This window comes from candidate division KSB1 bacterium, assembly GCA_016214895.1.
Lineage (GTDB): Bacteria > Electryoneota > RPQS01 > RPQS01 > RPQS01 > JACRMR01.
In genome coordinates, this window is record JACRMR010000003.1 from 327,320 (window position 1) to 353,021 (window position 25,702).

The 25,702-nt window shown below is 60.8% G+C and carries 22 protein-coding genes; 18 read left to right on the top strand and 4 right to left on the bottom strand.

What is annotated here, in order from left to right; genetic code table 11:
• Positions 1-7: 7 nt before the first annotated feature.
• The 7 genes from coxB to HZB60_03265 all read left to right on the top strand — a co-directional run bounded on the left by coxB (position 8) and on the right by HZB60_03265 (position 6,130).
• Positions 8-835: a cytochrome c oxidase subunit II gene (gene coxB / locus HZB60_03235; protein MBI5058781.1), complete on the top strand. Its 828-nt coding sequence runs from the start codon at positions 8-10 to the stop codon at positions 833-835.
• Positions 813-2,390, top strand: coding sequence for a cytochrome c oxidase subunit I (gene ctaD, locus HZB60_03240; protein ID MBI5058782.1), 1,578 nt, complete (start codon positions 813-815; stop codon positions 2,388-2,390). The genes coxB and ctaD overlap by 23 nt, the downstream gene beginning before the upstream one ends.
• Positions 2,390-3,466, top strand: a complete 1,077-nt coding sequence (locus HZB60_03245) for a COX15/CtaA family protein (protein ID MBI5058783.1) — start codon at positions 2,390-2,392, stop codon at positions 3,464-3,466. The genes ctaD and HZB60_03245 overlap by 1 nt, the downstream gene beginning before the upstream one ends.
• Before the next feature lie 82 nt (positions 3,467-3,548).
• The gene (locus tag HZB60_03250) at positions 3,549-4,412 is read left to right on the top strand and encodes a protoheme IX farnesyltransferase (protein MBI5058784.1); all 864 of its coding nucleotides are present in this window, start codon (positions 3,549-3,551) and stop codon (positions 4,410-4,412) included.
• Between the two features lie 76 nt (positions 4,413-4,488).
• Positions 4,489-5,085: a cytochrome c oxidase assembly protein gene (locus tag HZB60_03255; GenBank protein MBI5058785.1), complete on the top strand. Its 597-nt coding sequence runs from the start codon at positions 4,489-4,491 to the stop codon at positions 5,083-5,085.
• On the top strand, positions 5,082-5,234 hold the full coding sequence (locus tag HZB60_03260; protein ID MBI5058786.1) for a hypothetical protein: 153 nt from the start codon (positions 5,082-5,084) through the stop codon (positions 5,232-5,234). The genes HZB60_03255 and HZB60_03260 overlap by 4 nt, the downstream gene beginning before the upstream one ends.
• 92 nt (positions 5,235-5,326) lie before the next feature.
• A complete protein-coding gene (locus HZB60_03265; protein MBI5058787.1) occupies positions 5,327-6,130 on the top strand; it encodes a cytochrome c oxidase subunit 3 in 804 nt (267 codons plus the stop codon).
• Positions 6,131-6,208: 78 nt separating this feature from the next.
• Here the strand turns inward: HZB60_03265 and HZB60_03270 are convergent, their stop codons facing one another.
• Both HZB60_03270 and HZB60_03275 read right to left on the bottom strand, forming a co-directional pair.
• Positions 6,209-7,876, bottom strand: coding sequence for a T9SS type A sorting domain-containing protein (locus HZB60_03270; GenBank protein MBI5058788.1), 1,668 nt, complete (start codon positions 7,874-7,876; stop codon positions 6,209-6,211).
• A 615-nt stretch (positions 7,877-8,491) separates the two neighbouring features.
• Positions 8,492-10,162, bottom strand: a complete 1,671-nt coding sequence (locus HZB60_03275; GenBank protein ID MBI5058789.1) for a PAS domain-containing sensor histidine kinase — start codon at positions 10,160-10,162, stop codon at positions 8,492-8,494.
• 158 nt (positions 10,163-10,320) lie between these two features.
• Between HZB60_03275 and hemW the strand changes: the two genes are divergently transcribed.
• Positions 10,321-11,475, top strand: a complete 1,155-nt coding sequence (hemW, locus tag HZB60_03280) for a radical SAM family heme chaperone HemW (GenBank protein ID MBI5058790.1) — start codon at positions 10,321-10,323, stop codon at positions 11,473-11,475.
• 140 nt (positions 11,476-11,615) lie between these two features.
• On the opposite strand, the gene HZB60_03285 is transcribed toward hemW, so the two are convergent.
• On the bottom strand, positions 11,616-12,005 hold the full coding sequence (locus HZB60_03285) for a DUF302 domain-containing protein (protein MBI5058791.1): 390 nt from the start codon (positions 12,003-12,005) through the stop codon (positions 11,616-11,618).
• Positions 12,006-12,104: 99 nt separating this feature from the next.
• Complete coding sequence (locus HZB60_03290; protein MBI5058792.1) at positions 12,105-14,828, bottom strand: T9SS type A sorting domain-containing protein; 2,724 nt, start codon at positions 14,826-14,828, stop codon at positions 12,105-12,107.
• Positions 14,829-15,175: 347 nt separating this feature from the next.
• Between HZB60_03290 and acpS the strand changes: the two genes are divergently transcribed.
• The 10 genes from acpS (at position 15,176) to HZB60_03340 (ending at position 25,231) form a co-directional block, all read left to right on the top strand.
• Positions 15,176-15,583, top strand: a complete 408-nt coding sequence (acpS, locus tag HZB60_03295) for a holo-ACP synthase (protein ID MBI5058793.1) — start codon at positions 15,176-15,178, stop codon at positions 15,581-15,583.
• On the top strand, positions 15,580-17,280 hold the full coding sequence (gene acsA / locus HZB60_03300; protein MBI5058794.1) for an acetate--CoA ligase: 1,701 nt from the start codon (positions 15,580-15,582) through the stop codon (positions 17,278-17,280). The genes acpS and acsA overlap by 4 nt, the downstream gene beginning before the upstream one ends.
• Positions 17,281-17,757: 477 nt before the next feature.
• The gene (locus HZB60_03305; GenBank protein MBI5058795.1) at positions 17,758-18,015 is read left to right on the top strand and encodes an acyl carrier protein; all 258 of its coding nucleotides are present in this window, start codon (positions 17,758-17,760) and stop codon (positions 18,013-18,015) included.
• Positions 18,016-18,018: 3 nt separating this feature from the next.
• Positions 18,019-18,612, top strand: coding sequence for a SagB/ThcOx family dehydrogenase (locus HZB60_03310; GenBank protein ID MBI5058796.1), 594 nt, complete (start codon positions 18,019-18,021; stop codon positions 18,610-18,612).
• Positions 18,613-18,711: 99 nt separating this feature from the next.
• A complete protein-coding gene (gene kbl / locus HZB60_03315) occupies positions 18,712-19,959 on the top strand; it encodes a glycine C-acetyltransferase (protein ID MBI5058797.1) in 1,248 nt (415 codons plus the stop codon).
• A 32-nt stretch (positions 19,960-19,991) separates the two neighbouring features.
• Positions 19,992-20,291 (top strand): hypothetical protein, encoded by a 300-nt coding sequence (locus HZB60_03320; protein ID MBI5058798.1) that lies wholly within the window; start codon positions 19,992-19,994, stop codon positions 20,289-20,291.
• 379 nt (positions 20,292-20,670) lie between these two features.
• Entirely contained in the window at positions 20,671-21,153 is a 483-nt protein-coding gene (locus HZB60_03325) for a hypothetical protein (protein ID MBI5058799.1), read from the top strand.
• Between the two features lie 30 nt (positions 21,154-21,183).
• Positions 21,184-21,633, top strand: a complete 450-nt coding sequence (locus HZB60_03330) for a hypothetical protein (GenBank protein MBI5058800.1) — start codon at positions 21,184-21,186, stop codon at positions 21,631-21,633.
• A 20-nt stretch (positions 21,634-21,653) separates the two neighbouring features.
• Entirely contained in the window at positions 21,654-22,460 is an 807-nt protein-coding gene (locus tag HZB60_03335) for a hypothetical protein (GenBank protein ID MBI5058801.1), read from the top strand.
• A gap of 2 nt (positions 22,461-22,462) precedes the next feature.
• Positions 22,463-25,231, top strand: a complete 2,769-nt coding sequence (locus HZB60_03340) for a carboxypeptidase regulatory-like domain-containing protein (protein MBI5058802.1) — start codon at positions 22,463-22,465, stop codon at positions 25,229-25,231.
• The last annotated feature ends 471 nt before the right edge of the window (positions 25,232-25,702 follow it).

A 25,702-nucleotide genomic window follows, 5' to 3' on the forward strand; every position in this document is an offset into this window, starting at 1 on the left:
ATATCGCATGATAAAAAAGTTCCACTACTTTCTACCGTTGGGTCTGCTCACTCTGGCGGGGGCCGCGTGGGCGGACAAGCCGATCACGACCTGGCTGTTCGATCCGGCCACGCCGATCGCGCGCGAGGTGCTCTCGAATTTCTGGATCACCATGGGGCTGCTCACGCCATTCCTGCTGTTGCCGCAGGTGTTGCTGCTTTATGCGATCTGGAAGTTCAAGGAGTCCCGCGGCCACCAGCCGGCGACGTTTCACGAGAACTTGAAGCTGGAGATCGTGTGGACAATCGTCCCGGTGATTACGCTGATTCTGCTCGCCATCCCGATGTACAAGACGCTGCGCAAGATGGACGTGCCGCCCAAGAGCGATCTCGTGGTCGAGGTCATCGGTCACCAGTTTTTCTGGGAGTATCGTTATCCGAAGTTCAATCTCGGCATCGCCAACGAGCCGTTGGTGGTCCCCGCTGACAAGGTGGTGACGCTGAACTGCACGAGTGTTGACGTCATCCATTCCTGGTGGGTGCCCGCTTTCGGTGTGAAACAGGACGCGAATCCCGGTCGGATCACGCATACCTGGTTCAAGGCGGATGCCGGGACCTACAAGGGGCAGTGCGCGGAACTGTGCGGTCCGCTGCATGGCGAGATGCTGATCAATGTAAAGGTCTTGCCCGAGGCCGAATTTGAAGCCTGGGCGCAGTCCAAGGCGGTTCAGGCATTGGACACGACGGCACCGCAGGCGGCGCCCCCGGCAAGTTCCGTGGCGCCGGCCGTGATCGGACAGAACACGCAATCGCAACTCTCGCAGAAGGGGGCGCATGAGCAGCGTATCGACAGCTAAGAAACCGGTGTTGCTGAGGTACATGTCGTCCACCGATCACAAGGAGATCGGGATCGCCTACCTCTGGTTCAGCTTGTTCATGGCGATTTTCGGCGGCGGTTTCGCGGGCTTGATTCGGCTGCAACTGTCGAGCGCCAATTCCGGCTACTTGACTCCGGAGTTCTACAATCAGATGCTGTCGATGCATGCGACGCTGATGATCTTTTTCGTGATCATCCCCGCCTTCACCGGCTTCGGCAATTACTTTGTTCCGCTGCTGATCGGGGCGCGTGACATGGCCTTCCCCAAGCTGAACGCGTTCTCCTTGTGGATGCTGGTCCCGGCCGCGGTCCTGGCCTTTGGCGGGTTCTTCATGAAGGGCGGGGCGATGGCGGCGGGCTGGACCGGTTATCAGCCGCTCGCGTCCAAGCAGTTTAGCGGCACGGCGGGCGTCGATTTCTGGATTCTCGCGATCCACATGATCGGCATCTCCTCCATCCTCGGCGCGATCAACTTCATCGTCACAATCCTGAACATGCGCACGCAGGGCATGTCGCTGTTCAAGATGCCGTTGTTCGTCTGGTCGTGGCTCGTGAACGCCACGATGATCCTGGTGGCGACCCCGGTGCTCGCCGGTGCGATCACGATGGCGCTCCTGGATCGTCATTTCGGGACGGGCTTTTTCCGGCCTTCGGAGGGCGGCGATCCGCTGCTGTATCAGCACCTGTTCTGGTTCTATTCGCACCCCGCGGTGTACATCATGATTTTGCCCGGCTTTGGTCTCATCAGTCACGTCATCGCGAGCTTTTCGCGCAAGCGTGTGTTTGGTTACACGGGCATGGTTTACGCGATCGCGAGCATTGGCATTCTCGGTTTCATGGTCTGGGCGCATCATATGTTCACGGCGGGCATGGCGCCCTGGCTGCGGGCCTATTTCTCGTTCATGACCATGCTGATCGCCGTCCCGACGGGCGTGAAGGTATTCTCCTGGCTGGCAACGTTGTGGGGCGGCTCGCTGCGCTTCACGGTGGCGATGAAGTTCGCGCTGGGTTTCGTGTCGCTGTTCGTGATCGGCGGGATCAGCGGCGTTATTCTCGCGAATGTTCCGGTGGACGTGCAAGTGCATGACAGCTACTTTGTCGTCGCGCATATTCATTACGTGTTATTCGGTGGGTCCATCATGGCCTTGATGGCCGCGACCTATTACTGGTTCCCCAAGATGTCGGGCCGCAAGCTGTCCGAGAAGCTTGGGAATTGGAATTTCTGGCTGTTCGTGATTGGGATGAACTGGGTCTTCCTGCCGATGCACTGGCTGGGTCTGATCGGCATGGCCCGCCGCGTTTACACGTATCGCCCCGAATTTGAGTCGATGAATTCGTTTATCTCCTACGGCTATCTGTTCCTGCTGGTCGGGGGGGTGATCTACATGGTCAATGTGATCAAGTCGCTGCGCAGCGGTGAGATTGCCGCTGCCGAGGATACGTGGGCAGTCAACGACATCCAACATACATTGGAGTGGGCGACGTCGAGTCCGCCGCCGAAAGAGAATTTCAAAAGATTACCGGTCGTTTCCTGATGGGTACCGCCTTATCCGCCGGTCACATTGAGGAGGGTTCGCGCGAACCCTCTGTTGTGTCTGCGACTTCGCCCGCGCGCCGACTGGCCTCGTGGTTGCTATTGCTCTGCGCGCTGGTTTCCATTCTGATTCTGTGGGGCGGGATTGTCCGGCTGTCCGGTTCCGGGCTGTCGATTCCGGAATGGCCGCTGATCAACGGCAGCTTGCTTCCGCCATTCACGGGCGACGGCTGGGAGACGGTCTTCCAGACCTATGCCGTGCGCTATCCCGACGTCGCGGCGAACTTGACCGCGGCGCAATTTCAGCGCATGTTCGCCGTCGAGTATTTCCATCGCTTCCTCGCGGCCCTCGTGGGAATTGTATTTCTGGCGCTATTCGTGCGTTCGAAACGTAATCCCGCGCTGTGGGCGGTCGTACGCCAACGCATGGTTTCGGCGGCGTGGTTACTGGTGGCGCAAGCGGTCTTGGGCGGAATCGTGGTCAAGCTCGACTTGCAGGCGGCGGCGGTCGCGCTGCACCTCGGAATGGCCTTCTTGTTTTTCGGCTTGCTATTGTGGACGGCACTCAGCCTGTCGCGTACCGGTTCCGGCTCGGTGCGTGAAGTTCGCAGCCGGCTCGCGTGGTTTGCCACGGGCGGCATCTTTCTGCAAATCGTAACGGGCGGCCTGGTTGCGGGTACCGGCGCGGGACTGACTCTGAACACGTGGCCCCAGATCGGCTCGTATTGGATCCCGCCGTTACATCTGCTGTGGGCGGATTGGTACACGCCGGGGATCATGAATCTGTTTGAGAATCAGGTCCTGATCCAGTTTATTCATCGCTGGCTGGCTTTCGTCGCCGCGGGCCTGGTGATCGCTCTGGTGGGTCGCAGTATCTTGGCGCCCATTTCCTCTCGCGGCCGCATCGCCTTGCGCGCGCTGACCACCATTCTCGTGCTGCAACTGCTCTTGGGAATCGGGAACCTGCTGTTCAAAGTTCCGATGTGGCTTGCTTTTTCCCATCTGGCGATGGGTTTATTACTCTATACAACGCTGCTTGCCCTGACCCACGAACTGACGCACCCAGCGGCAGATTAACCACGTAGTTAGCACCGAGCCGGGTTAAAGATTCGCAACCCTGCCGGATTCGGAATCCACTTTCTCCTTTCACATTTCAGCCATGTCCCGCTGGCGCGAGTTCCTTCAACTGATGAAACCGTCGATCCTGACACTCGTGATTCTCACGGGTGCCACGGCGCTGGTGCTTGAAGGCAGCCTGCTGCACGAGCCGCTGAAGTTTCTCGCGGTTATCGTCGGTTTGGTCTTTACGGGCGGCTGTGCGAACACGCTCAACCAGTATTTCGAACGCGACCTCGACGCGCAGATGGGGCGCACGCGCGCGCGTCGCCCGCTGCCGCGGCATACCGTGACGCCGCGCGAAGCCGTGGTCTTTGCCACGGTGCTTGGAATCGGCGCGCTGGCGCTCTTCGGTCTGCGGTTCAATCTGCTCAGTGCGGCCGCCGCGCTGGGCACCATTCTGTTCTACAGCTTCTTCTACACGCTCTGGCTGAAGCCACGCACGTACTTGAATATCGTCATCGGCGGGGCGGCGGGCGCGATGGCTCCGGTGATTTCCTGGGCCGCGGCGACCGGCACGCTGGCGCCGACCCCCTGGATTCTCTTCCTGATCATCTTTTTCTGGACGCCGCCGCATTTCTGGGCCTTGGCGCTCTGCGTGAAGCGCGATTATGCGAACGTTTCGATTCCGATGTTGCCGGTGATCAAGGGTGACGCGGAAACCCGGCGCCAGATTCTGATTTACACCCTGTGGATGGTCGGAATTAGTCTGGCGTTACTCGCCGTTCAGGCTGGCTTAGTCTATCTGCTGTTTGCGATCGGACTGGGTGGATTGTTTGTGTATAAGGCCTTTCGCATTTGGCGGGGCAACGAAAATACGCACGCGTGGGGCTTGTTCAAGTACTCGATTATCTACTTGATGGTCCTTTTCGTCGCGATGATGGCCGATCGAGTCATTCGGATTTGATCCGGGGTCGGGCACCTGCGCCCGGCGGAAGCGCTACACAGCCGCGCCGGATTCCGGCGCCGGCGGCAAGAGAACCATGGATAGCGAACAAGTTGCCCGCGAGCGGAGGTCGAAGAACCGCCAGCTCCTGCTCTATTTGATGATTCCCGTCACGCTGATCATGTTCGGTGTGGCCTTTGCGCAGGTGCCGCTGTTCCGCATCTTCTGCCAGAAGATTGGCTTCGGTCAGTCGCCCTTGACGGATGTGTCGGAGAGTGAGGGCGGCCGCGAGGTCAAGGTCCTGTTCACCGGCGTCGCGGCCGGAAATCTTCCGGTCTATTTCCGGCCCAAGCGCTCGATCATGACGGCTCATCTCGGCCAGAAGTTCGAGAACGCGTACAACTTTGTTAACATGTCGGATGATACCGTCTATTTCCGTCCGGTGCATTCGATCCTGCCGGAAGACGCGGCCAAGAAGTTCACGATGACGAAGTGCTTTTGCTTTGACGATCAAATGATGCTGCCGCGCGAAGAGAAGACGTTTCCCGTCATCAGCATTCTATCGAAGGAGTTGAATGACGAGATCGAGCAGGTGACTTTGCACTACACGTTATTCGAAAAGAATCCGGCGGAGATGGAATTCGGGCGCAACGTCAGCAATGTCGCGGATAACGCTGCCGGAGCCGGCAAGTGAGCGCGGTGCCCGCCGTTGACGCCGGGACTCGTCGGCGTAATCGCCGGCTTGCGCTATGGATTTCTGCCGGCGTACTGGCGGTCATGCTGCTCGGGTCGTGGTATCTCTGCCATTTCGGCCTGCCGACAGAGCGCATTCTCTACCATTGAGCCTTGCTGCGCCGAGCCGGGGTATGTCCTCGCAACCCGGCTGGCATCTTCTCGGTCTATCGGTTTCTGATTTCTAAATTTCAAATTCGTCCATGAGCACACTTTCCCACCAGCCTGCCGGGCAACACAACGACGACGTTCATCTGCCCGAGCCCAGCTACTGGCCGATCGCGCTGGCGATGTCGATCATGCTGCTCCCGATTGGTTTCTTGCTGACGATGTGGGGCAGTGGCGGCGGGGGGCCGATGCTCCTGATGCTCGGCGGCGTCTGCACGGTCATCTGCATGATGGGTTGGGCCAACTCCGTGATCAAAGAAACCGCCGCGCTGCCCAACATTCAGGAAGACGACAAGTGGATGCGTCACGGCCTGAAGCTGTTTCTGATCTCTGAAGCGGCGATTTTCGGCGCCTTCTTCGCGCATCATTATTACACCCGCTGGCACTTCCCCGCCTGGCCGCCGGAAGGCGCGCCGCATATCGATACCACGCTCCCCGCCATTGCGACGCTGATCCTGATGTCAAGTTCGGCGACGATGGAATTCGCGCATGTTTCGCTGGTCAAGGGCAATCGTTCGCGCGCAAAACTGTTCACGTTCATCACGATTGTGCTGGGCGTCATCTTCATGGCGTTTCAAGCGCATGAATACGGTTTCCTCAAGACCTACGACAATTTCACGCTGCAGAGTGGCATGTTCGGCTCACACTTCTTCGCGATGACCGGCTTTCACGGCCTGCACGTCGCGACCGGCATCATCATGCTGGCGATGGTTTGGTTTCGCCTGCGGCTTGGTCACTTTGATCCGAAGCGTCACTTCAGTTTCGTCGCGGCCTCGTGGTACTGGCACTTTGTGGACTTGGTCTGGATCTTCCTCTTCTTCACGATCTACCTGATCTGATCGCGATCACAGAAACGGCACCCGCAGGTGCCGTGATTTCCGAAATCGGCCAGCGGCACCCTCACGGGTGCCGTGCGTTTACCGGATGAGCACGATTTTCGTCGTGGCGAGATTCCGCCTTCCAATCGGCGACCAAGCCCGCGCGAAATAGATGCCCGAACTCAGGCCGCTGGCGTCAAACCGGATCTTCCTGCGCTCAGTGATCGCCCCGCGCCAGACCTCCGCCGCCTTTCTGCCCAGTAGATCGAACAACTCGACACGCACAATACCTGGTTTCGCGACCTCCAGTTCCAGAGTCACGCTGGCATTGAACGGATTCGGGTAGGCCTTCAGCGCGAACTGCTCCGGTGCGGGAACACCTGGCTCACTCGCAGTCACAAAACTCGTGTCGGGATACCACGGGTCGAACAGCACAGGGCCGCGCACTTCGTCTCCCGTACCTTCCGGGTTCTCAGGCGAGCGCGGACCGGTCTCAGCTCCCCAGTAGTTCCAGCGCGCGTCAAGCGTATCGGCGGGATCACCCATTGCCACCAGTGCCACGCCGTTCCCGATAAACACGTTGTCGTGGAACGTGTGCAACCGCATGCTGTCTCGAATATTGACCGATACTCCCGACTCCGGCATGTTGTGCAGCCACAGATTGCGCTGAAGAATGAGCGGCGAACGCTGGAGATCAGCCGTCAGCCACAACGCGATGTCGCCTGTGGGCTCATCGGCCATGTTCCGCTCGAACAGATTCCCCTCAATCGTGACCTGTGCGCTTTCGGCCCGCTCCGAGGGCGACTCGGAAATCCTGAATACCGCCCCGGCTCCGTCGGGAAGCGCCATGTTTCCCTCGAACAAGTTTACAGAGATCAGAACGGTGTCCGCGGTTCTGACCACAACATCCGCGATCATCGTAGCCAACCCAAGAACTTGAAAGACGTTTCCGGATAGCTCGAGATATTCGTGCGTCCTACTCCTGAACATGGGCTGCCAGTAACTCGTTTGGGTACCCGGCCCGAACAGGCAGTTCCGGACGACTTTGGGGCCGCTAACCACGAGCGTCACCCATCCGCCCACGAACACACCATCAAACTGACAAGATTCGATCAGTGTGCTGTCGCGGCCATAGTACCCGGCGTACTGTGTTCCTGTTACGTGACAGCCAATGACGGTAAGTGGGCCAAGTCCGTGCACACACCCACCGGCGACATCCCGGAACACGGATTGCCTGACGTCGATACGCGGTCGCAAATCGTACTGGCTTGGCGAGATGCCTCCCGTGGTCGAATCGAAGGTGCATCGGACGACTCTGATCTCTCCGCTGCTCGTGAATCGCACACCGCCCAGATCAAGCGCCGCCGGCTCGCGCGGATACATCCATGGCCCGTTCACAAATCTCAGATCTGCAAGTGCGCATGACGGGCTGGAACCCAGCAGTAGGCAAGCCGAAGTATCGTCGCCTTCACCCTGCGGCGGACTGATCGTGGGCCGCGACTCTTCCGTCGTGTCATCGCCGACGTCGCCAAACAGCGCAAATGAATGTGGCGGACCGATCAACGCTTCTGCATAGGTGTCCCACCCCACGGAGACCGTGTCTCCAGCGGCTGTCGCGTCAAGCGCGGTCTGAATCGTCGGGTAGTCGTGCGGCACGCGCAGGACAGCGGCAAACGTGTGGTTTTCATGGAAGACGCTGACGACACACGTGCACAGAGCGATGAGGAGTCTCAGACGACCGTCACCAGGCCGTGCAGTCGCCATCATCGCCATACACCCTCGCCTTGAGCTTGCAAACGCATTGTGAGCAGGAAGTTGTTGTCACCGGGCATCGACCCATTCTCACATAGATTGTGTAACTTTGTCCTTGAGAGAGACCGACGCTGGTGTAGCGGTCATAAGGTTCTTCACAACCCCAACCATCATCAACCAGAGTGATAGAGCCAGACTGCACGAGGTTCCCATTCGAGTCCCGCAGTTCGGCGCATCCAATGCATTGATAGACACTGTGTCCGGATGCGCAGTCCTGCAATCGGGCGCGAAATGTGTAAGAATCCGTGCACGGCGCCGTGAACGAGTAAGTTGCCCACAGTCCCGAACCGGGGCAATGAGTGAACCCATTGCACGATGTTGTTTCGACACTGGCACAAAGTTCGCATCCGCCCGACTCCCTTTGACCAACTGCTCCACTGCAGGCTAACGCGAGCATGACCAAGACAGAGAACAGCGCCTTCATAACACGCCTCCTCTGATTGAGCTTACCGTAACGCAAGAACCCTCGGCAGGAACCGAGGCGCATCTAAAGTAAAAAAAAACTTGACCAAAGTCAAGTTGCTCGCGAACGCACCGATGCGAGTAGCTAAGCGCCCGAACGGCGGGGGACTAACCTTGTTCTTTCGCGCCCTGCGCGGCGTACTTTCGATTCAGCGGAAACCGAATCGTGAAGGTCGATCCCCGACCCACACTCGATTCCAGCTGTAGATCCGCGCCATAGCGGGCCAGAATGCCCCGGCTGCTGGAAAGTCCGAGACCGGTTCCGGTTGGCATTCCCGGTATCGCTTCATTCGCTTTGGGCTTGGTCGTGAAGAACGGTTGGAAGATTTTCTGCTTGAGTTCCTCGGGAATCCCGTGCCCGGTATCCGTTACGGCAAATACAATGGACTTGTCTTCGCGACAGAGCTTTACCGTCAGCACCTTCTGATCGCTCTCATGCATCGCATCGATCGCGTTGCGCAACAAATTGCCGATCACCTGCGACAGATCGCTGTAAACGCCGTGAATCGTCGGGATATTCGAGTCCGTCTCGACGATCTTCTCGACGTTGTGCTTGAAGAACAGATTCGCATCAAGGAACTGCAGCTCGGTCCGCACGATATCCTCCAGCATCAGGTCCTGCGGCTCCGTCTCCTGTTCGCTGCGCGATTTGTGCATCAGGTTGGAGATGATGGCGTTCATGGTCAGTGCCTGTTGCCGGATCTGCTGGATCTCTCTCAGCTCGACATGCTTCATGTCGAGCAGATCGCAGAAGCCGAGAATCCCGGTCAACGGCCCGCGCAAATTGTGGGCGATGCCCGCGGAGAACATTCCGAACTCGGCCAGTTTGGTCTCGCGCATCAATTCAAGCTCGAGCTGGTGATTCTGTCGCTCGACGACTTTCTGATCCGTGATATCTTTCGCCATTAGCATGATATTCGCGCGCTGCGAGCTCTCGAACAAAAAGCTCCGCGTGACCAGAAACACGCGGCCGTTGGTCGCTTCCAGCTCCATGGTCTTGCCCACATACGCCGAAGTCATTCCCTGCAAGTCCGTCCGTTCGTCCTTGGAAAACGTCTGTAGCCAGCGATGACACACGATCGGCAGCTCGAACGGTTCAAACGTCTGTTCCGCGGCGGGATTGGCGTACTCAATATCCCCGGAACTGGAGAGCATGACGAGCACGTCGCGCATCGAGCGAATAATCGCGTTCATGCGATCACGTTCAGATCGCAGATAACGTTCGGTCATTGCGCGCTCGCCCACGTCGCGGCCGATAATCACCGCGAACTGCCCGCCGCCGAGCGGACTCACTGAGCACGTGAACTCGACCAGGTACGCGGTGGAAGACGTCTCGGCGCTGGGCAACTCGATCACGTGAATCCCGCCCGAGCCGGCTTCGGCATACAGCTTCTTGACGGCGCGCTGTTCCGATTCCGCGAAGATCGACGCGATCGGCTTTCCGAGCAGGTTGGTGCGCGTAATCCCGGTCCAGGCGCAGAATCGCGAGTTGACCTCCACGATCTCGCCCGCCTGGCGGTGAATCACGAGCATGGCATCCGGGCCGGACAACAGCAGGTCCAGGAGCTCGGGCTCTTCTACCGCGGGATTGGTGGGGGGGGTCTGCGGCGGCGGAGTTGAGGCTGTCTGGCCGCGAATGCCCGGCAGGAGGGACGTGATGGCATCGGCCAGGCCCCGCGCACGGCTCGGCGCCGACGGTGTATCGGGTGACACGTCGGGACCGGGGGAGGCCGCGCTGGACTCGCGATGAGTATCGATGTGTGGTCGGCGGGTTGGCATTACATTACGCGGCGCTATAGCACTGGCGGCAGCAAAAACAAGTCGTTTGGACAGGGCAACCGCACATCAGCAATCGATCTGAAGTTTAGCAAAAGTAAATAATTACGGCTTCTGTTGAGGAATCTCTTGAACCGACCATAGTCATGTGAGCAAGACGAATGCCATTTCATCTGTACTTTCACTTGCCCTACTGCCGTCGCCGCTGCCCTTACTGTGACTTTTACAAAAAAGTCCCGAAGGACGGGGACTTAGAACGACTAGCGACGGCCATCCGTGCCGAGCTTTCCCTCGCCACTCGGGCGACGCCATGGGCGACCGGACCCGTACAAACGGCATATTTTGGCGGCGGGACTCCCTCACTTCAATCGCCAGCGGAAATCGCGTCTATTCTGACTGAAACCACGCGACTGTTCAGAATCGAAGCCGATGCGGAGGTTACCCTCGAAGCCAACCCCGGCACGGTCACGCTGGATTCGCTCACACGCCTTCGTGAATCCGGGGTCAATCGCCTTTCGCTCGGCGGCCAGAGCTTTTCCGAACGCAAGCTTGCAATTCTCTACCGCGACCATACCGCCGTCGAAATCGAACAGGCAATCGTCGCTGCCCGCGCTTCCGGGTTTTCGAATCTTTCCCTCGATCTGATTTTTGGTCTTCCTGGCGAGTCGATTTCGGAATGGCAGACCGATCTTGATCGCGCGCTCGCACTTGATCCGGAACACGTATCCCTTTACAATCTCGAGTATCACGAAGCGACGCCGCTCTATCGCTGGCGGGAGCAGCGGCGGGTGAAGCCCCTCGATGAAGACCTCGAATTCGAGTTGTACATCTCTGCGCACGAACGCCTGACCTCAGCCGGATACGAGCACTATGAGGTCTCAAACTTCGCCAAGCCGGGCTTGCGTTCGCGGCACAACTCCGCCTACTGGACCGGCGCGCCGTACCTTGGTCTCGGACCGTCGGCCCACTCCTTCGACGGCGAGCGGCGTCGATTTGCCAACGTCGCGGACGTTGACCAATGGCACGCGCGGATCGAGCGCGGCGAACTGCCGATCTCCCGCGAGTGGATTTCCTCGCCGCGCGAACTCATCGAGGAGTGGCTGTCTCTCGCGCTCCGCCGCTGCGAGGGGATCGGTTATGACGCCGCGGTCGCCCGACTCGGTGCTGCCGCGGCCACGACACTCTGGCGGAAAGCGCGTACGCTTCCCGCGGATTCTTGCGCCATCTCCGATCAGGCGCTCCGCCTGTCCGCACGCGGCTGGTTCCGCGAGAATAGCGTCCTGCTCTGGCTGTTCGAGGCGCTGCCTGTGGATTAGTCGCACCTTCACGAAATGAAAACAGGCCCCCGCGGGGACCTGCTTCGCCATTCGGCGCAGTGCATTCAAGTGCCGACCACGGCCGAGCCGTGCGTCCTCGCGCGGCCGGTATCGGAGCATCGCCGCGACCGACGACTTCGCTATGTCACGGAACCGATCGCGTTCTCGATGAGTTCTCTCGCACGTGCGCCCTGCGGCGACAGCTCGGCGTCCTGTAAGGTCTCAACAACGGCCCCCGGATTGAGCGCCCAGATCGAGACGGTCCCATCCGCCTCCTGACGCAGGCATACCGAGCAGGGCAGAAAGACTCCGACTTCCGGGCGCCTCGATAGCGCCTCGTGCGCAAGCGTTGGATTGCAGGCGCCGAGGATGCGGTAGGGCGAAGTCTCGACGCCGAGCTTCTCGCGCAGCACGTTGTTGACCTCGATGCGGGTCAGAATGCCGAAGCCAACCTCTTTCAGTGCGGCGACGATTCGGGCCTCAACATCGTCGATTCCGCCCGCGGCCCGGGCGCTGAGGACAAAGCTCATGAAGTCTCTCCGTGTAAGTTTGAAAGGCGGAACCGGCGATCCCGCTCTGCAGCCACCGGCACGGGTATTCGCCACGCGGCGATTCGCGAGGGCGGCAATCTACTTCAGCAGGACCGTCTTCATCGCCCCTGCCGACCCGGAGGTTTCGAGTCGGACAATGTAAATTCCCGAGGCCAATCCACGCGCATCCCATGACATGCGATGCTGCCCCGCCGACTCCGTCGCTTCGTGCAGTACGGCGACCCTGCGTCCGGTCAAATCATATACGCATATCGCAACCGCTTGGGTTCCCGGCAACTCATAACGGATCGTCGTCATCGAATTGAACGGATTCGGGTAGGTATCGACCAGTCGTGCCGCCTCCGGCGTCACCTGCTTCCGCGACGCGACCTCAAGAATCTGCAAGCCTTCCACTTCCACGTCGCTCTGGACTCCCGTCCAACGGAAGCAGAGTTGCAGCGATCGGGACGGCGAACTCCAGAGCACCGCCGAATCGGCTTGACTGAACTGAATGGAATCCTCGACGACGGGTAGCTCGATTCCCTCGAGTCTCACGCTCACCGGCGGCTCGCTCACCCGATGCAGCCGGCAGTACATCTTTCGGCTCGCGGGCGCTCCCGGAAAACCGTGATTCTCCCGCTGGAATTCCAGCACGAAATTCACGGGGTTCCAGGCGCTGCGCAGGCGGATGTGTTCATATTGGTTGAGCGCATACGCATTCGGCGTGTGACCGTCATCGTCGTAAATCGTGAACTCCGCCGACGGCACATCGGGATCCGGATAGTACTCGACCGTCAAGGTGTCAGTATCATAATCGTCGGTGCTCTGGACGACTGGCGCCATCGGGAGGATGCTCCCCGCCCGCACCAGCACGGGCATCTGCTCGAGCGGCGCGGCGATCGGCACCGTCTGACCACCCGCGTAGGAGTCATCTGACCAGAAGTTGATCCAGCGACCGGGCGGCAGCAGTACGTCCCGTGCGCGCGCCCCGGTGATGGTTACTGGCGCCACCAGCAAGTCCGGCCCCCATAGATACTCATCGTAGAGATCGGCGGTCTCAGCCGTCCGCTCATCGAAGAATAACGGCCGCGCCAGCGGCATTCCCGTTGCATGATTCTGCCAGGCCAGCGTGTAGTTGTACGGCAGCAATCGATAACGAAGTCGAATGAAATCCGCGACGATCCGCCGTGTTGTCGAGTCGAAATTCACCGGTTCCGTCGGCACATTTACACCGTGCGCGCGCATCGTCGGCGCGAACGCACCCATTTGCATCCAACGAATATAAAGCTCAGGATCAAGCGGGCCGCAATCGAACCCGCCCAGATCGCTGCCGCAGAACGCGACGCCGCTCAGTCCCATGCTTAACAGGATCGGCAGTTGCGCTCGCATGCCGGAGAACGACCGCTGCACGTCGCCCGACCACGGAAACGCGCTATATCGCTGCATTCCCGCATATCCCGACCGGATCAGGTTGAATAGCCGCGTGGCGGGAAACTCTTCCGCGTAACGCTCAAACAGCAGCTTGGCCCAGCGCAGTGAGTACACATTGTGGATTTGCGCGGCAGACCCGGCGGCATGCACCATGTGAGCGGGATGCAGTTCCGGCTCGCCCAGGTCCGACCACCAGCCGCCGACGCCCTCATTCACGCGATCGCCGTAGAAAGTCCAGTACCAATCTTGCGCGGCCGGCAGCGTGATGTCCAGCAGTCCCGCGCTGCCTGCCCAGAATTGCGGCATGATGACAGGTGTCCCCGCGGAGTCCGGCGTCAGATATCCCGCGCCGTAGCATTCCGCGAAGTTACTCGAGGATTCCACGATATACGGCTCGACAATGAGAATCGTCTGCACACCCATGACCGCCAAATCCGCCATCATCGAAACCGGATTTCCCCAGTGCGAGCGGTCCCAATCCAGATCTCCCATTTGCCCCCAGCCGAACCAATACAGGTCGAGAATCAGCGCGTCGAGCGGTATCCGCTGCGCGCGAAACGCATTGACCAACGCCCGCGCTTCCGGCTCACTCTGATATCCGAATCGTGACTGAAGATAACCCATCGCCCAGCGCGGCGGCAAGGGCTGACGGCCGCTGAGTTCTGTGTACGCCCCGAGCACTTCCGGCGCTGAATCCCCGGCCATCAGGAAATACGATAGCTCTCCCCCCTGCGCTCCGAATTCGACCACGTCAAAGTCCGTACCGCCGACGTCCAGCGTGTGGGGAAAGCTGTTCTCGAAGTACAGCGCATAGTCCCGCGACGAGAGTAGCAGCGGGATCGCGATATTCAGATTCTCCGCCCCTTCTCCGTAGCAATAGGACGGTGCATTGTATCCCTGCAGGAGCCTGCCGCGGTGATCAAGCCCATCCGCGCGCTCTCCGGCACCGTAGAAATGTTCAGTCGGACTCGCGTGGAGTCGCACCCCGCGCGCGTCGCCATTCCAGACGAAGCCGCTGTCGTCGCGCACCAGTTCTCGCCCGTCGAAGCCCCAGCGCAGGCGCAAGGGGTGGAGCTCGGCATGCAGCACGAAGCGCGGTCCGCTCGCAGTCAGTTCCGTCTCCCCGACGGCTACCGTCCAATCGAAGCCGATTGGATTCAGCACGACGACGTCGGACGAGTCCAGCCCCGGCTCACCGTGCGGTCGCAGCGACACTCTCACAACGCGCTCTGTGTACGGCGTGATGACGACGCCGGACTCACCGGCATGGATCACCAGACCATGCGGCTGTACCTCATGGCCCGTATAGTCGCCCAGTGTGACCGCGCGCGCGTCGGAGCGCAGGCCGCAGATCGCGGCGATCAACAAGCCGGCGCTCAGCATGTTACGCATCCTGCTCATACTTCCATCAATATACGGACGCGGCACGCGGAAGTCAAGTTGACCCTCCACATCGATGAATTCACCGTGAGCTTGGGATCGATCCGAGCCTCCAATTCGAACCTGTCGCAATTTCTGCAAAAGCATGGGAAATCGCGGAGTGACGCCGGCCATCAGGGTTCCGGGCCGAATCGGGCGATCTCGTTCCTCCGTCAGCGTTACTTCGCGGAATTGACGTTCTTTATCGCTGATTGCACTTTGACAATCACCGATTTCGGCATTAAATTAGCAGTATGCGAAAAAATTCACAAACTCGTCAGCAAGTCGGTATTTTGGCGCGTTAGCGAATCGTCCCGCCCATGATCCTTGGCATCGGCTGCGACATAATGGATGTAAAGCGCATGGCCGACCGGCTGGCCGCAGATCCATTGCTCGCCGCCTCCCTTTTTACGGAAACGGAACTCCACTATTGCTCGGGGAAGCGCTACCCTGCCCGACATTTCGCCGCGCGTTTCGCCGCCAAGGAAGCGCTGTTGAAGGCTCTGCCCGGTCCTCGCCTGTCCGTGATCCCCTGGCGCGAAGTCGAGTCCGTCAATGACGAGGCCGGTCGCCCGCTGCTCAGGTTGACGGGCTCCCTTAAGCAACTTGCGGCTCGTGCCGCCATCACATCGATACACCTTTCCTTGTCCCATACGGAGACCTCGGCCATCGCCGTCGTCGTTCTCGAAACCGCGGGCGACGCGACGGGACCAACCCCCAGCACATGAGCAATTTCGGACTCTATCAAGACCGAGTCGGTAACTTCGAGTGGTCCATGGCTGAGCGGGAGCTCGGCTACAAACCCGGCGCGCCGCTTAACATCGGTTGGATGTGCAGCGATCGCATCTGTCAGCTCGGCCAGGCCTCCAAGCTGGCGCTGATGTGGCAGAATTTTCACGGCCAGCGGCGCGACTTCACGTTCGACGACCTGCGCGTGCACACGAATACGATTGCGGCCTTCCTGCAATCGCTGACGATTTTGCCCGGCGATCGCGTTTGCCTGTTTATGGATCGCGTTCCTGAACTGTACTTCGGATTTCTCGGCGCGCTCAAGCTGGGCGCGATCGTGCAACCGTTGTTCTCGGCGTTCAAGGAGGAGTCGCTGTGGACGCGCCTGAACGACGCCGGGACTCGCGCGATCATGACGCAGCGCAAATTCCTGCCGGTCATCCGCAAGATTCGCGACCAACTGCCCCACCTCGACCTCGTGATCGTGGTGGATGCCGGCGACGCGCCGCTGCGCGCGGGCGAAGTGGCCTTTGACATGGATCACGCGCCGCGTGTCGAGCACTTCACGGTCTATCCCAGTACAGCCGAAACGCCGTCCGTGCTCCACTACACTTCCGGGACTACCGGACAGCCTAAAGGAGCGCAGCACGTTCATTACTCGATCATTGCGCAATATCTCACGACCAAATGGGTATTGGACTCGCAGGCCGACGATATCTACTGGTGCAATGCCGATCCCGGCTGGGTGACCGGCACTTCGTACGGGATCATCGGTCCCTGGGCGAACGGGGTGACGCAGGCCGTACTCGATTCAGGGTTCAATGCCGCTGCCTGGTACCGGTTTATCAGCGAGCACCGGATCACGATTTGGTATTCGGCGCCCACGGCGATTCGCCTGTTGATGCGTGAGGGCACGGAACTTGCAAAACAATACGACCTGTCGTCCCTGCGGCATCTCGCCAGCGTGGGTGAACCACTCAACGCCGAAGCCGTGGTCTGGTCCAAGGCTGCCTATGGGCTGGCCTTTCACGACACCTACTGGCAAACCGAGACCGGCTGCATCGTGATCACGAACTTTCCGGGAATGGACATTCGCCCCGGCTCCATGGGACGGCCCATCCCCGGCGTCACGGCCACGGTACTCGATCCCTGCACCAACCAACCTTATAGCGAACCCGGTCACGTCGGTCTGATCGCCCTCAAGCCCGGCTGGCCCTCATTGATTCGCACCTACTGGAACAACCGCGCCGGCTACGACAAGAAGTTCGTGAATGGGTGGTATCTGACGGGCGATCGCGCCAGTATTGACAAAGACGGATACTTCTGGTTTGTGGGCCGCGATGACGATGTGATCAATACGGCGGGGCATCTGGTCGGTCCGTTTGAGATCGAGTCCGCGCTGCTCGAACATCCGGCCGTCGCCGAATCGGCCGCCGTTGCCACTCCCGATCCGCTGAATCTCGAGGTGGTCAAGGCGTTCGTGACACTGAAGCCTGGCTTTGTGGGCGATGATGACCTCGCGCTCGAAATCATGAATTTCGTGCGCAAGCGTCTCTCGCCGCTGGCCATGCCGCAAAAGATCGAGTTTGTGGAGTCACTGCCCAAGACCCGCAGCGGCAAGATTATCCGTCGCGTGCTGCGCTGCCAGGAATTCGCCGAACCCGTCGGCGACCTCTCGACTCTGATGAACGACTGACCCCGAAGCACCCGTCTTCAGGTGCCCGGAATCGGAGCGTCGGCACTCCCCCCACATCCAGTGGGGGACCGGGGGGGGGCGCGTCTTCGCGCATCTAATCGGAGCGTCAGTATTCCCTGCGGCGGCACGTCTCTTGAGACTTGACGTGCCCCGCTCTTTCTCCGCCGAGCAGGGATTCCTTCCCTGCCGGAATCTCGCTCAGCCAATCCCCGCCGCGCCGTGCGTCCTCGCGCGGCCGGAATCGGAGAGTCAGTTCTCCCTGCGGCGGCACGTCTCTTGAGACTTGACGTGCCCCGCTCTTCCTCCGCCGAGCAGGGATTCCTTCCCTGCCGGAATCTGCCTCGGGTCCTTCCCCAGTTTCTGGGGAAGTTAGATGGGGTCGGCTCGGGTCCCCCGCGGCAACCGTCTTCGGGTGCCCCAAATCGGAGCAATCCAGTTTTCCAATTTCTTAGCGTCTTCTCCTCAACATCACATCCCATGGACGACCTGACCAAAACTGTGCTTGACTACGTCATCCGCGAATACATCGAAGAAGGCGACGATCGCGAAGTGAAAGCGGACACCCCGCTCATCACGGGTGGTATCGTTGACTCCTTTTCGATGGTATCCCTCAAGCGCTTTCTCGAAAAGAAGTACAAGATCTCCATCCCCGACGCGGAGGCAACTCCTGAGACGTTCGACAGCGTCAACAAGATTGTCATCGTCGTGCAGCGATTCCTCAACGCCTCGGCATAAGTCATGACCACGGCCCCGCACGCAGCAGCCGTCATCGACCTGCCCGCACCGCGAACGTCGGGCGGGAAACCGCTGTTCGACTGTCTGCGCGAACGCGCGAGCGTGCGCGAGTTCGACTCCCGGCCGCTGCCCGCGCGGCTTCTGAGTGATCTGCTGTGGGCGACCTTCGGTGTCAGCCGGCCCGACGGCAAACGCACCGCGCCTACCTCGTTTGACAGCCGCGAGTTCGATCTGTACCTCTTCACGGCTGACGGCATCCGCCGTTACGACGCGAATGCGCACGGCCTGGTCACCATCAAGGCGGGCGATTTCCGCGCCGCCACCGGTGCGGAAGATTGGGTGGTTGCCGCGCCGCTGAATCTTGTCTTCGTCGCGGATTACCTCAAGCTCAAGGACTGCCCGCGCGGACTGCTCGATTTCTGCGCCACGGCCGACGTGGGTTTCCTGTGTGAGAACCTGTCCCTGTTCTGCGCGTCGGAGGGTCTGGCATCATGTGTTCGCGGTGGATTTGACGGTGAGCGGCTGCGCGCGCTGCTCGACTTGCCGGCACAACAGCGCGTCGTGATGGCGCAAACCGTGGGCTTTCCGCGGAGCTGAGTCCGCGGACGTTTCGGCGCGCCTTAGGTATTTTGCATCATTCGCCCGCGGCGATCCGGCGCGGGTGTTCAAGTTACAACCTCTCTGAAGGAGTGTCCCATGGCCTTTGCCACGACAGCGCGCGACTCGTATCGGCAGGAGCTGAACGGTCTGCGCGAAGCCGGTCTATTCAAGGAAGAGCGCTACATTCATGCACCGCAGGGAGCGGAGATCGAAGTCGAGTTTCCGGCCGGTTCCCCGGAGCAGCATGTCATCAATCTCTGCGCCAACAACTATCTCGGCCTGTCGAGCCATCCCGCCGTAATCGCGGCGGCGCACGCGGGACTCGATCTGCGCGGCTACGGCATGTCTTCGGTCCGCTTTATTTGCGGCACGCAAGATGTCCATCGTGAGCTGGAGCAGAAACTCACCGAGTTCCTTGGCACCGAGGACACGTTGCTCTTTCCCTCGTGCATGGATGCCAACGCCGGCGTGTTCGAGGCCATCCTGACCGATCAGGACATCATGATCGCCGATCGCCTTGTGCATGCCTCGATTGTGGACGGCATGCGCCTCTGCAAGGCGATGCAGGACACGTACAAGCACTCCGACATGGAGCATCTCGAAGCGAAGTTGCAGGAACATCAGGACAAACGCTTCCGTGTGGTGATCACCGACGGCGTGTTTTCCATGGACGGCGATCTGGCGAAGCTTGCGGAGATCGTCGCCCTCGCCGAGCGATACAACTCGATGGTTTTCGTGGACGACTCCCATGCCAGCGGCTTTATCGGCAAGACCGGTCGCGGTACGCACGAGCATTGCGGGGTGGTGGGCAAAGTGGACATTATCACGACGACCCTCGGCAAGGCGTTGGGCGGCGCATCGGGGGGTTGCGTGAGCGGTCGCCGCGAACTGGTGGAGATGTGCCGGCAGAAGGCCCGTCCTTATCTCTTCTCGAACACCGTGGCTCCCGTGATCGTAATGGGCGCGTTGAAGGTGCTCGAACTGATCTCCCAGAGCACCGAGCGCCGCGACAAGCTCGAGTGGAATGCCCACTACTGGCGCAAGCTCCTGACCGAGGCGGGCTTCGATATCAAGGCCGGTGCGAGTCCGATCGTTCCGGTGATGCTCTACAATGCGAAACTCGCGCAGGACGTCGCCCGCGATCTGTACGCCGAAGGGATTTACGTCGTCGGTTTCTTCTTCCCGGTCGTGCCGAAAGGCCAGGCGCGTATTCGTACGCAGCTCTCCACCGCTCACGACCAGCAGCACCTCGATCGCGCGCTTGAGGCCTTTGTCAAGGTGGGGCGGAAGTACGAGATCCTCGGCAAGTCCAAGCAGGAGATCATCGGGCGTTACGGCATGTAAACCCGTGATTGGAAAACCTATCGGGGCTGTAGATGGATACCGCAAGAACCATTCAGATCTCTGTTCCCGCTGAACTCTCGCCCACGAGTGTGGAACTCATGAAGGCGACGATGAACGCGATTGTGGCGCTGCGCTGCGATTGCAGTAAGGACTGGAATGCCATCTTGAACGAACTGGAGCGCGACGGATGGCAGTGCTCGTGGCACCTCAACTGGGTGGCGGAGGCCAAACGCGATTTGGAGTATGAGCGTGCCATGGGTGCCAACCTTGACGAGACCTTTGAGTCACTGCGTCAACTGACTCACCTGCACCTCGTCGAAAACTGCCCCTGACCCGCCGCGCTTCCGGCACAACATCACTGATGACCCATCCCCACGCCACAGCCGGCCTCGCGCCGGCTGTTGTTTTTTGGCCGGCCGCCGCTCCGGTCTCCGCGCCATCCCGAACCGTGAATCGTGAAGCTCGCATCACCCGTTACCGTGCGGGGATCGCGGCCAGCCGGGCACGCTCGGCCGTCCGGCGGGTCTCGGCGCCGCATAGAGATTGCTATCGCGAACCCTGTCGCAGGCTCACGCCGGTCGCTCGTCCGTGGTTAACCTATCCTCCGCAATCTGCCGATATATTAGAAAAGTCATGGCGGACAAGGGCGAAGTCTGCCCGATTCTCTCGCTGGAACTCAACTCGCGTTTGCATCATAACTTGGAGGCTGAAATGAGAATCTACCGTCCCTTCCTTGCGGCGGCGGCAATGTTGATGATCTGCTCAATCGTGAGCTATGCGGACAACATCGCCAATCACACGGTCACGGTGCAAGTTGACGTGATCAATGAACTCGAGATTTCCGGCGGCAACATTACGCTGACCATCAGCACGGCCACGGCCGGGCAGAATCCCGACGACGCGACGAACAACACCTGCGGCTTGCAGTGGACCACGAACGAGGCGACGAAGAAGATCACGGTCGTCACGGATCAGAGTTCGCCCAACTTCACGCTCAAGGTCGTCGCGACCGGAGTCACCGGCGGCACGGCCGCGGCCGAGGCCACGCTCTCCAGCACGGTGGCCGACGATTTCGTGACGGGAATTTCCACGACGCTGGGGTCCTGTACGGTGGGCTATACGGCGCAGGCCACCGCGGCGCAAGGCAACGGCAGCGTTGTGCACACGGTGACCTACACCCTCACCGCGGGCTAAGCATCTCGCGCAGGCAACTGCGCGATGACCATGTGGCCGTTCCGAACATTTAGCGGGCTCGCCGCACTCGCGCTCACCGGGCTGATCGTCGCGCGTGGTGCGGCGGCGGATCTGTCGCTGACCGGCGGTGGTATCACTCTGGTCGTTGCTTCCGCCACCGCTGGATCACATCCGGACCCGGCGAGTGACAATACCTGCGGCTTGGTTTGGACCAAGGGCGTGGCGGATCCGACGCAGAAGATCACCGCGCGCACCAGTCTCGGCGGCCCCGCGTTTGTGCTGACGGTCGAGGCTCAGAGCGTGGTCCAGGGCACCGGGACCGGGCTCGTGACGCTCACGACCACCGACGCGGATCTGGTCACGGACATCACATCCACGCTCAGCGGATCCGCCCTCCTGTACTACGAAGTCTCGGCGACCGCCCCGCAGGGCAGCGGCACGGAGGAGCACACCATCACGTACACTATCACGGCGCAGTGAATGCGCCCTCGAAAAACCTTATGCAGCGTCTTTCCGCCATCCTCTCGATTCTGATCCTGCTTGCGCTTGGCGCGTCGCAGCCCTCCCCGGCGAAAGTCACGGTCGGCACCCTCTCCTTCGAACGCGAGGCCGTTCCCGGCGAGCGCTACGAAGGCTCCATCATCGTCAGCAATGACGGCGATCAGCTCGCTCGCGTTTCGATCTATCAGACCGACTACGCCTTTGCCAGTGACGGCACGAATCGCTACGCCGATCCCGGCCATGATCCGCGTTCCAATGCGCCGTGGGTGAGTCTTGGGCCGACGCAGTTGGATGTTCCTCCGCGGCAGACGTCGCGGCTCAACTATGTCGTCAATGTTCCCGCGAATTCGGCGCTAGTCGGGACCTATTGGAGCATGATCATGGTGGAGGAGCAGGCTCAACCGGAGGAACTCCTGGCGTCCCGGGACCCGCAACCTCCAGTAGTCCATCAGGTGCTGCGATACGGCGTGCAATGCGTCACGCATATCCGCGACACCGGGCAGGCTCAGGTCAAGTTCACGGCCTCGCAGCTGGTCGCTTTGGACAGCGTCCGGCACGAGCTTCAGGTGGACGTGGAGAATACCGGCGACCGTTGGATCGTCCCGACGCCCTATGTTGAACTCTTCGACTTGCACGGCTCGCCGGCCGGCCGATTCGAGTGTGCGGAGAAGCGCATCTTTCCCGGCATGTCCGTCCGATTCCGCCTCGATCTAGGCGCGACCCCCGGCGGGCGTTACAAAGCTCTTGTGGTGCTGGACAACGGCGAACAACAACTCTACGGAGCTCGTTACGATTTAGATTTCTAACTTTGTTTGCTCGAATTGCATATCTGCTCAGCGCGGCGCTCGCGCTCGCGGCACCGGCTCACGCGGAGGCTTGGAAAGCCACGATCGCGGACACATCACGGATCGAAGTCGATGCGCCGGCGACCGTCGTTCGCGCCGTAATCCTTGTCAATCCCGGCGCGGACACGCTGACCCTTCGCGAGCAGCTGCTGCTTCCGGCAAGCTGGCAGTCGCTGGCTGACGACGGCGTCTTTTCCCTGCCGCCCCGGTCTCGTGAGGTGCGTCTCGTCAGCTTTCGCGTGCCCGCGCAGGCCCCGCCCGGCGTATTCGACATTCCCTATCAGACCAGCCTCGGCGTGGCCCGGCAAACTCGAACTGCCGGGATTTCTGTCATCGTACGGCCGCGCTTTCAGTTGCACGTCGAGCGCGTCCGCGCGCCGAAGCGGGTCGTAATCGGGAGTGGATATGACGTCACGTTCAGCGTCAAGAACCAGAGCAATGCAAACTGCCTCGTCACGCTCCGCGGCAGCGCCTCGAATCAGGGCGACCTCGCTCTAAGCGAAACGACCTGGCTGGCTCTGCCCGGCGAGCGGCGGTTGGTCACGATCACGATCGCGGCGGAATCCGCTGGCTCAAAACCCGGGCCTAATGTGATCACGTTGTCGGCCCACGCCTCGCACTGTTCTCCGGTCCGCGCGACGGCGCGCACGGACATCGTTCCCTGCGGCGGCGACGACCTGGACCTGCACCGTCGGCTACCGTCGGTGGTGGCGGTTCACCGCGTCGGCGATCTCCACCACTCGATTTCACAGTTCGAATGGCGTGGCGGTGGTGCGCTGGATGCCAACGGGCGGTACGGCGTCGCCTATCGGGTGCGCGGGCCGCACAATCTCGAACATCGCCTGTTTGGTGTGCGCGACGAGGCCTTTCTATCGGTCCGCGCACCGGGCCTCACCGTCGCCGCGGGCGATCAGCTCTTCGGGCACTCAAAACTGCTCGCGCACGACCGCATGGGTCGCGGCGTCTTGGCAGATGCGGGTTATGGGCGCGCGAGTGCCGGCGGATATGCTTACACGTCGCGCCTGCCCGGCGTGGAGGAGCAGCAAGTCGCCGTCATGACGGCTCTGCGTCCGACTTCGGCCGTCGAGATTGGCCTGAGTGGAATTCGCTTCCGTCGTGCGCGCGCGGAGAGCGATGCGGCCGCGCTCAAGGCCGTAGCGCAGTTGCGGCCTTGGTTGAATGCCGGGTGTGAAAGTGCGCTGGGCTGGTCCGGTTCCGGCTCGGCATCACCGCGTCGCGCGCTTTCCGGCGATTTGCGCGCGCATGGCAAGTGGGGACATTGGTCCGCCGAAGCTCTCCGCGCGGATGCGAGCTTTCCCGGACGCATCGCGAACGAAGATCTGGTTTCCTCGTCCTGGCGGCTCTTGATTCGCTCTCGATTAATCTGGACGGGGGCCTGGCGCTGGTCCCGGCAGAATCGCTCGTCACTGTATCCGTTTCAATCGAGCTTCGCGGATCAATCGGCGCGCACGGGACTGGACTATGAACTTTTGTCGCGCACCGTTGTCGGCCTGGAGGTCGAGCAGCGCGCGCGACACTCTTCCTTTGGCGCCTCATCTACGGATTCCCGCGAGCAGCGGTTAACCGGTCGCTTTCGCGGCAGTCGCGGTATCTGGAGCCTCGACGGCTCGGCGGGCGCGGGCGTGCTGCGCGGTACTCTCGTTGACGATCGTGAGCTGCGGGAACGCTTCGGCGCCGGGCTAACCGTCAGACCGCTGTCCCGGCTCACGCTTTCGTCGCAGGTCGAGCGCGGCTTCCTGAGTTCGTCCGTGGCTTCGCAACCGAGCACGCTGGTCCAACTCTCGGCGTCCTATCGTCCGACGCGCGGGTTCAGCCTTACGACAACCGCATTGCACAACGATCTCGGGGGTCCGGCGGCTCTCAAACTTGACCAGTGGTCGGCCGACGCGCGCTGGGAAGCGCCCTTCCGGCACATCGTGACCCTGCGGTTTCGTACGCTCGACTACCGCCGTGCCGAACTCGCTGACGGAGCCTTCTTCGCGGCCAGCTACGAGATTCCGTTCAACGTTCCCCTCGGTCGCAAGCCCGGTATCCGCGTCATCAAGGGTCGCGTCACGGACGCCTCGGATCCGGAGCGGGGAATTTCCGATGTCTTTCTGTCGATGGGTGAATCCGCGGTCATGACCGACTCGCGCGGGCGCTTCCGCTTCGCCACCGCCGCGCCCGGCCCTCACTACATTGAGGTTGATCCCTCTACACTGGGTCCGCAATGCGCGCTGCTCCCGGCCTCTCCGTTGCTGGTTTGTACGAGCGAGCCCAAGACGGAGACGCTTGCTCTGTCCGTGGTGCGCAGTGCAAAGATCGCAGGCGAGCTGATCGTGTATGGGGCGCCGAATGGCGAGAGTCGTCGTGGTCTGCTGCAGGTGGCCGACGCGTTGGATTCCACTCAAGCCGGGCGCGTCGAAGCACTTGTCCCTTTGCGCGGCATCGGTGGGGCCTACCTTGAACTTCGCGGCGACGAGCAGACATTCACGGTACGTACCGACGCCGCCGGTCGTTTCGCGCTGGACAACCTCACGCCGGGTCGCTGGATCGTGCAATGTCGTGCCACCGATATTCCGTCCTATCATGCCACGGAGCAGCCAAGCTACGAGTTGGACGTTCTGCCCGGAACTGAAGCCAGGTTATTGGTTCGCGTGCTGCCCTGCTCGCGCCCGGTTTACATTGTTGACGAAGGCCAGGTCCCCAAAATTTCCGTCACCAAGCGTTAACCACGCTTCACCACATCATCAATCTTCAAAACAAAAACCCGCGTCACACGGGTTTTCTGCTCGTTCCTCGCCCGGCCGGAATCGGAGCGTCGGCTCTCCCCCCACATCCTGTGGGGGGCCGGGGGGGGGGCGTCTTCGCGCATCGGGATCTCCTCGCCGAGCAGGGAATGTGTCCCTGCCGGAATCTCGCTCCGGTCGTCAACCAGACCAGATTCCGCCACACGGCAGCCGCGTCAATTCCTGCACATCACGGGCGGTATCTCCCGTAGGGGCGGGTCCACGACCCGACCTCTGAACCGCACCGCATGTCGGGAAGCGAGCCGTCAGCAAGTCCTCCCGAGCGGGTCATGTGCCGACACATAACGCCGCGTGGAGGTGAATAGTACACACACAGCGCACAGAGTAGTAAAGCGGTTCATAGCTGCTCCTGCTGGTGAAGATGGGCGAGTAACGGAGTAGAAGCTCCGATGG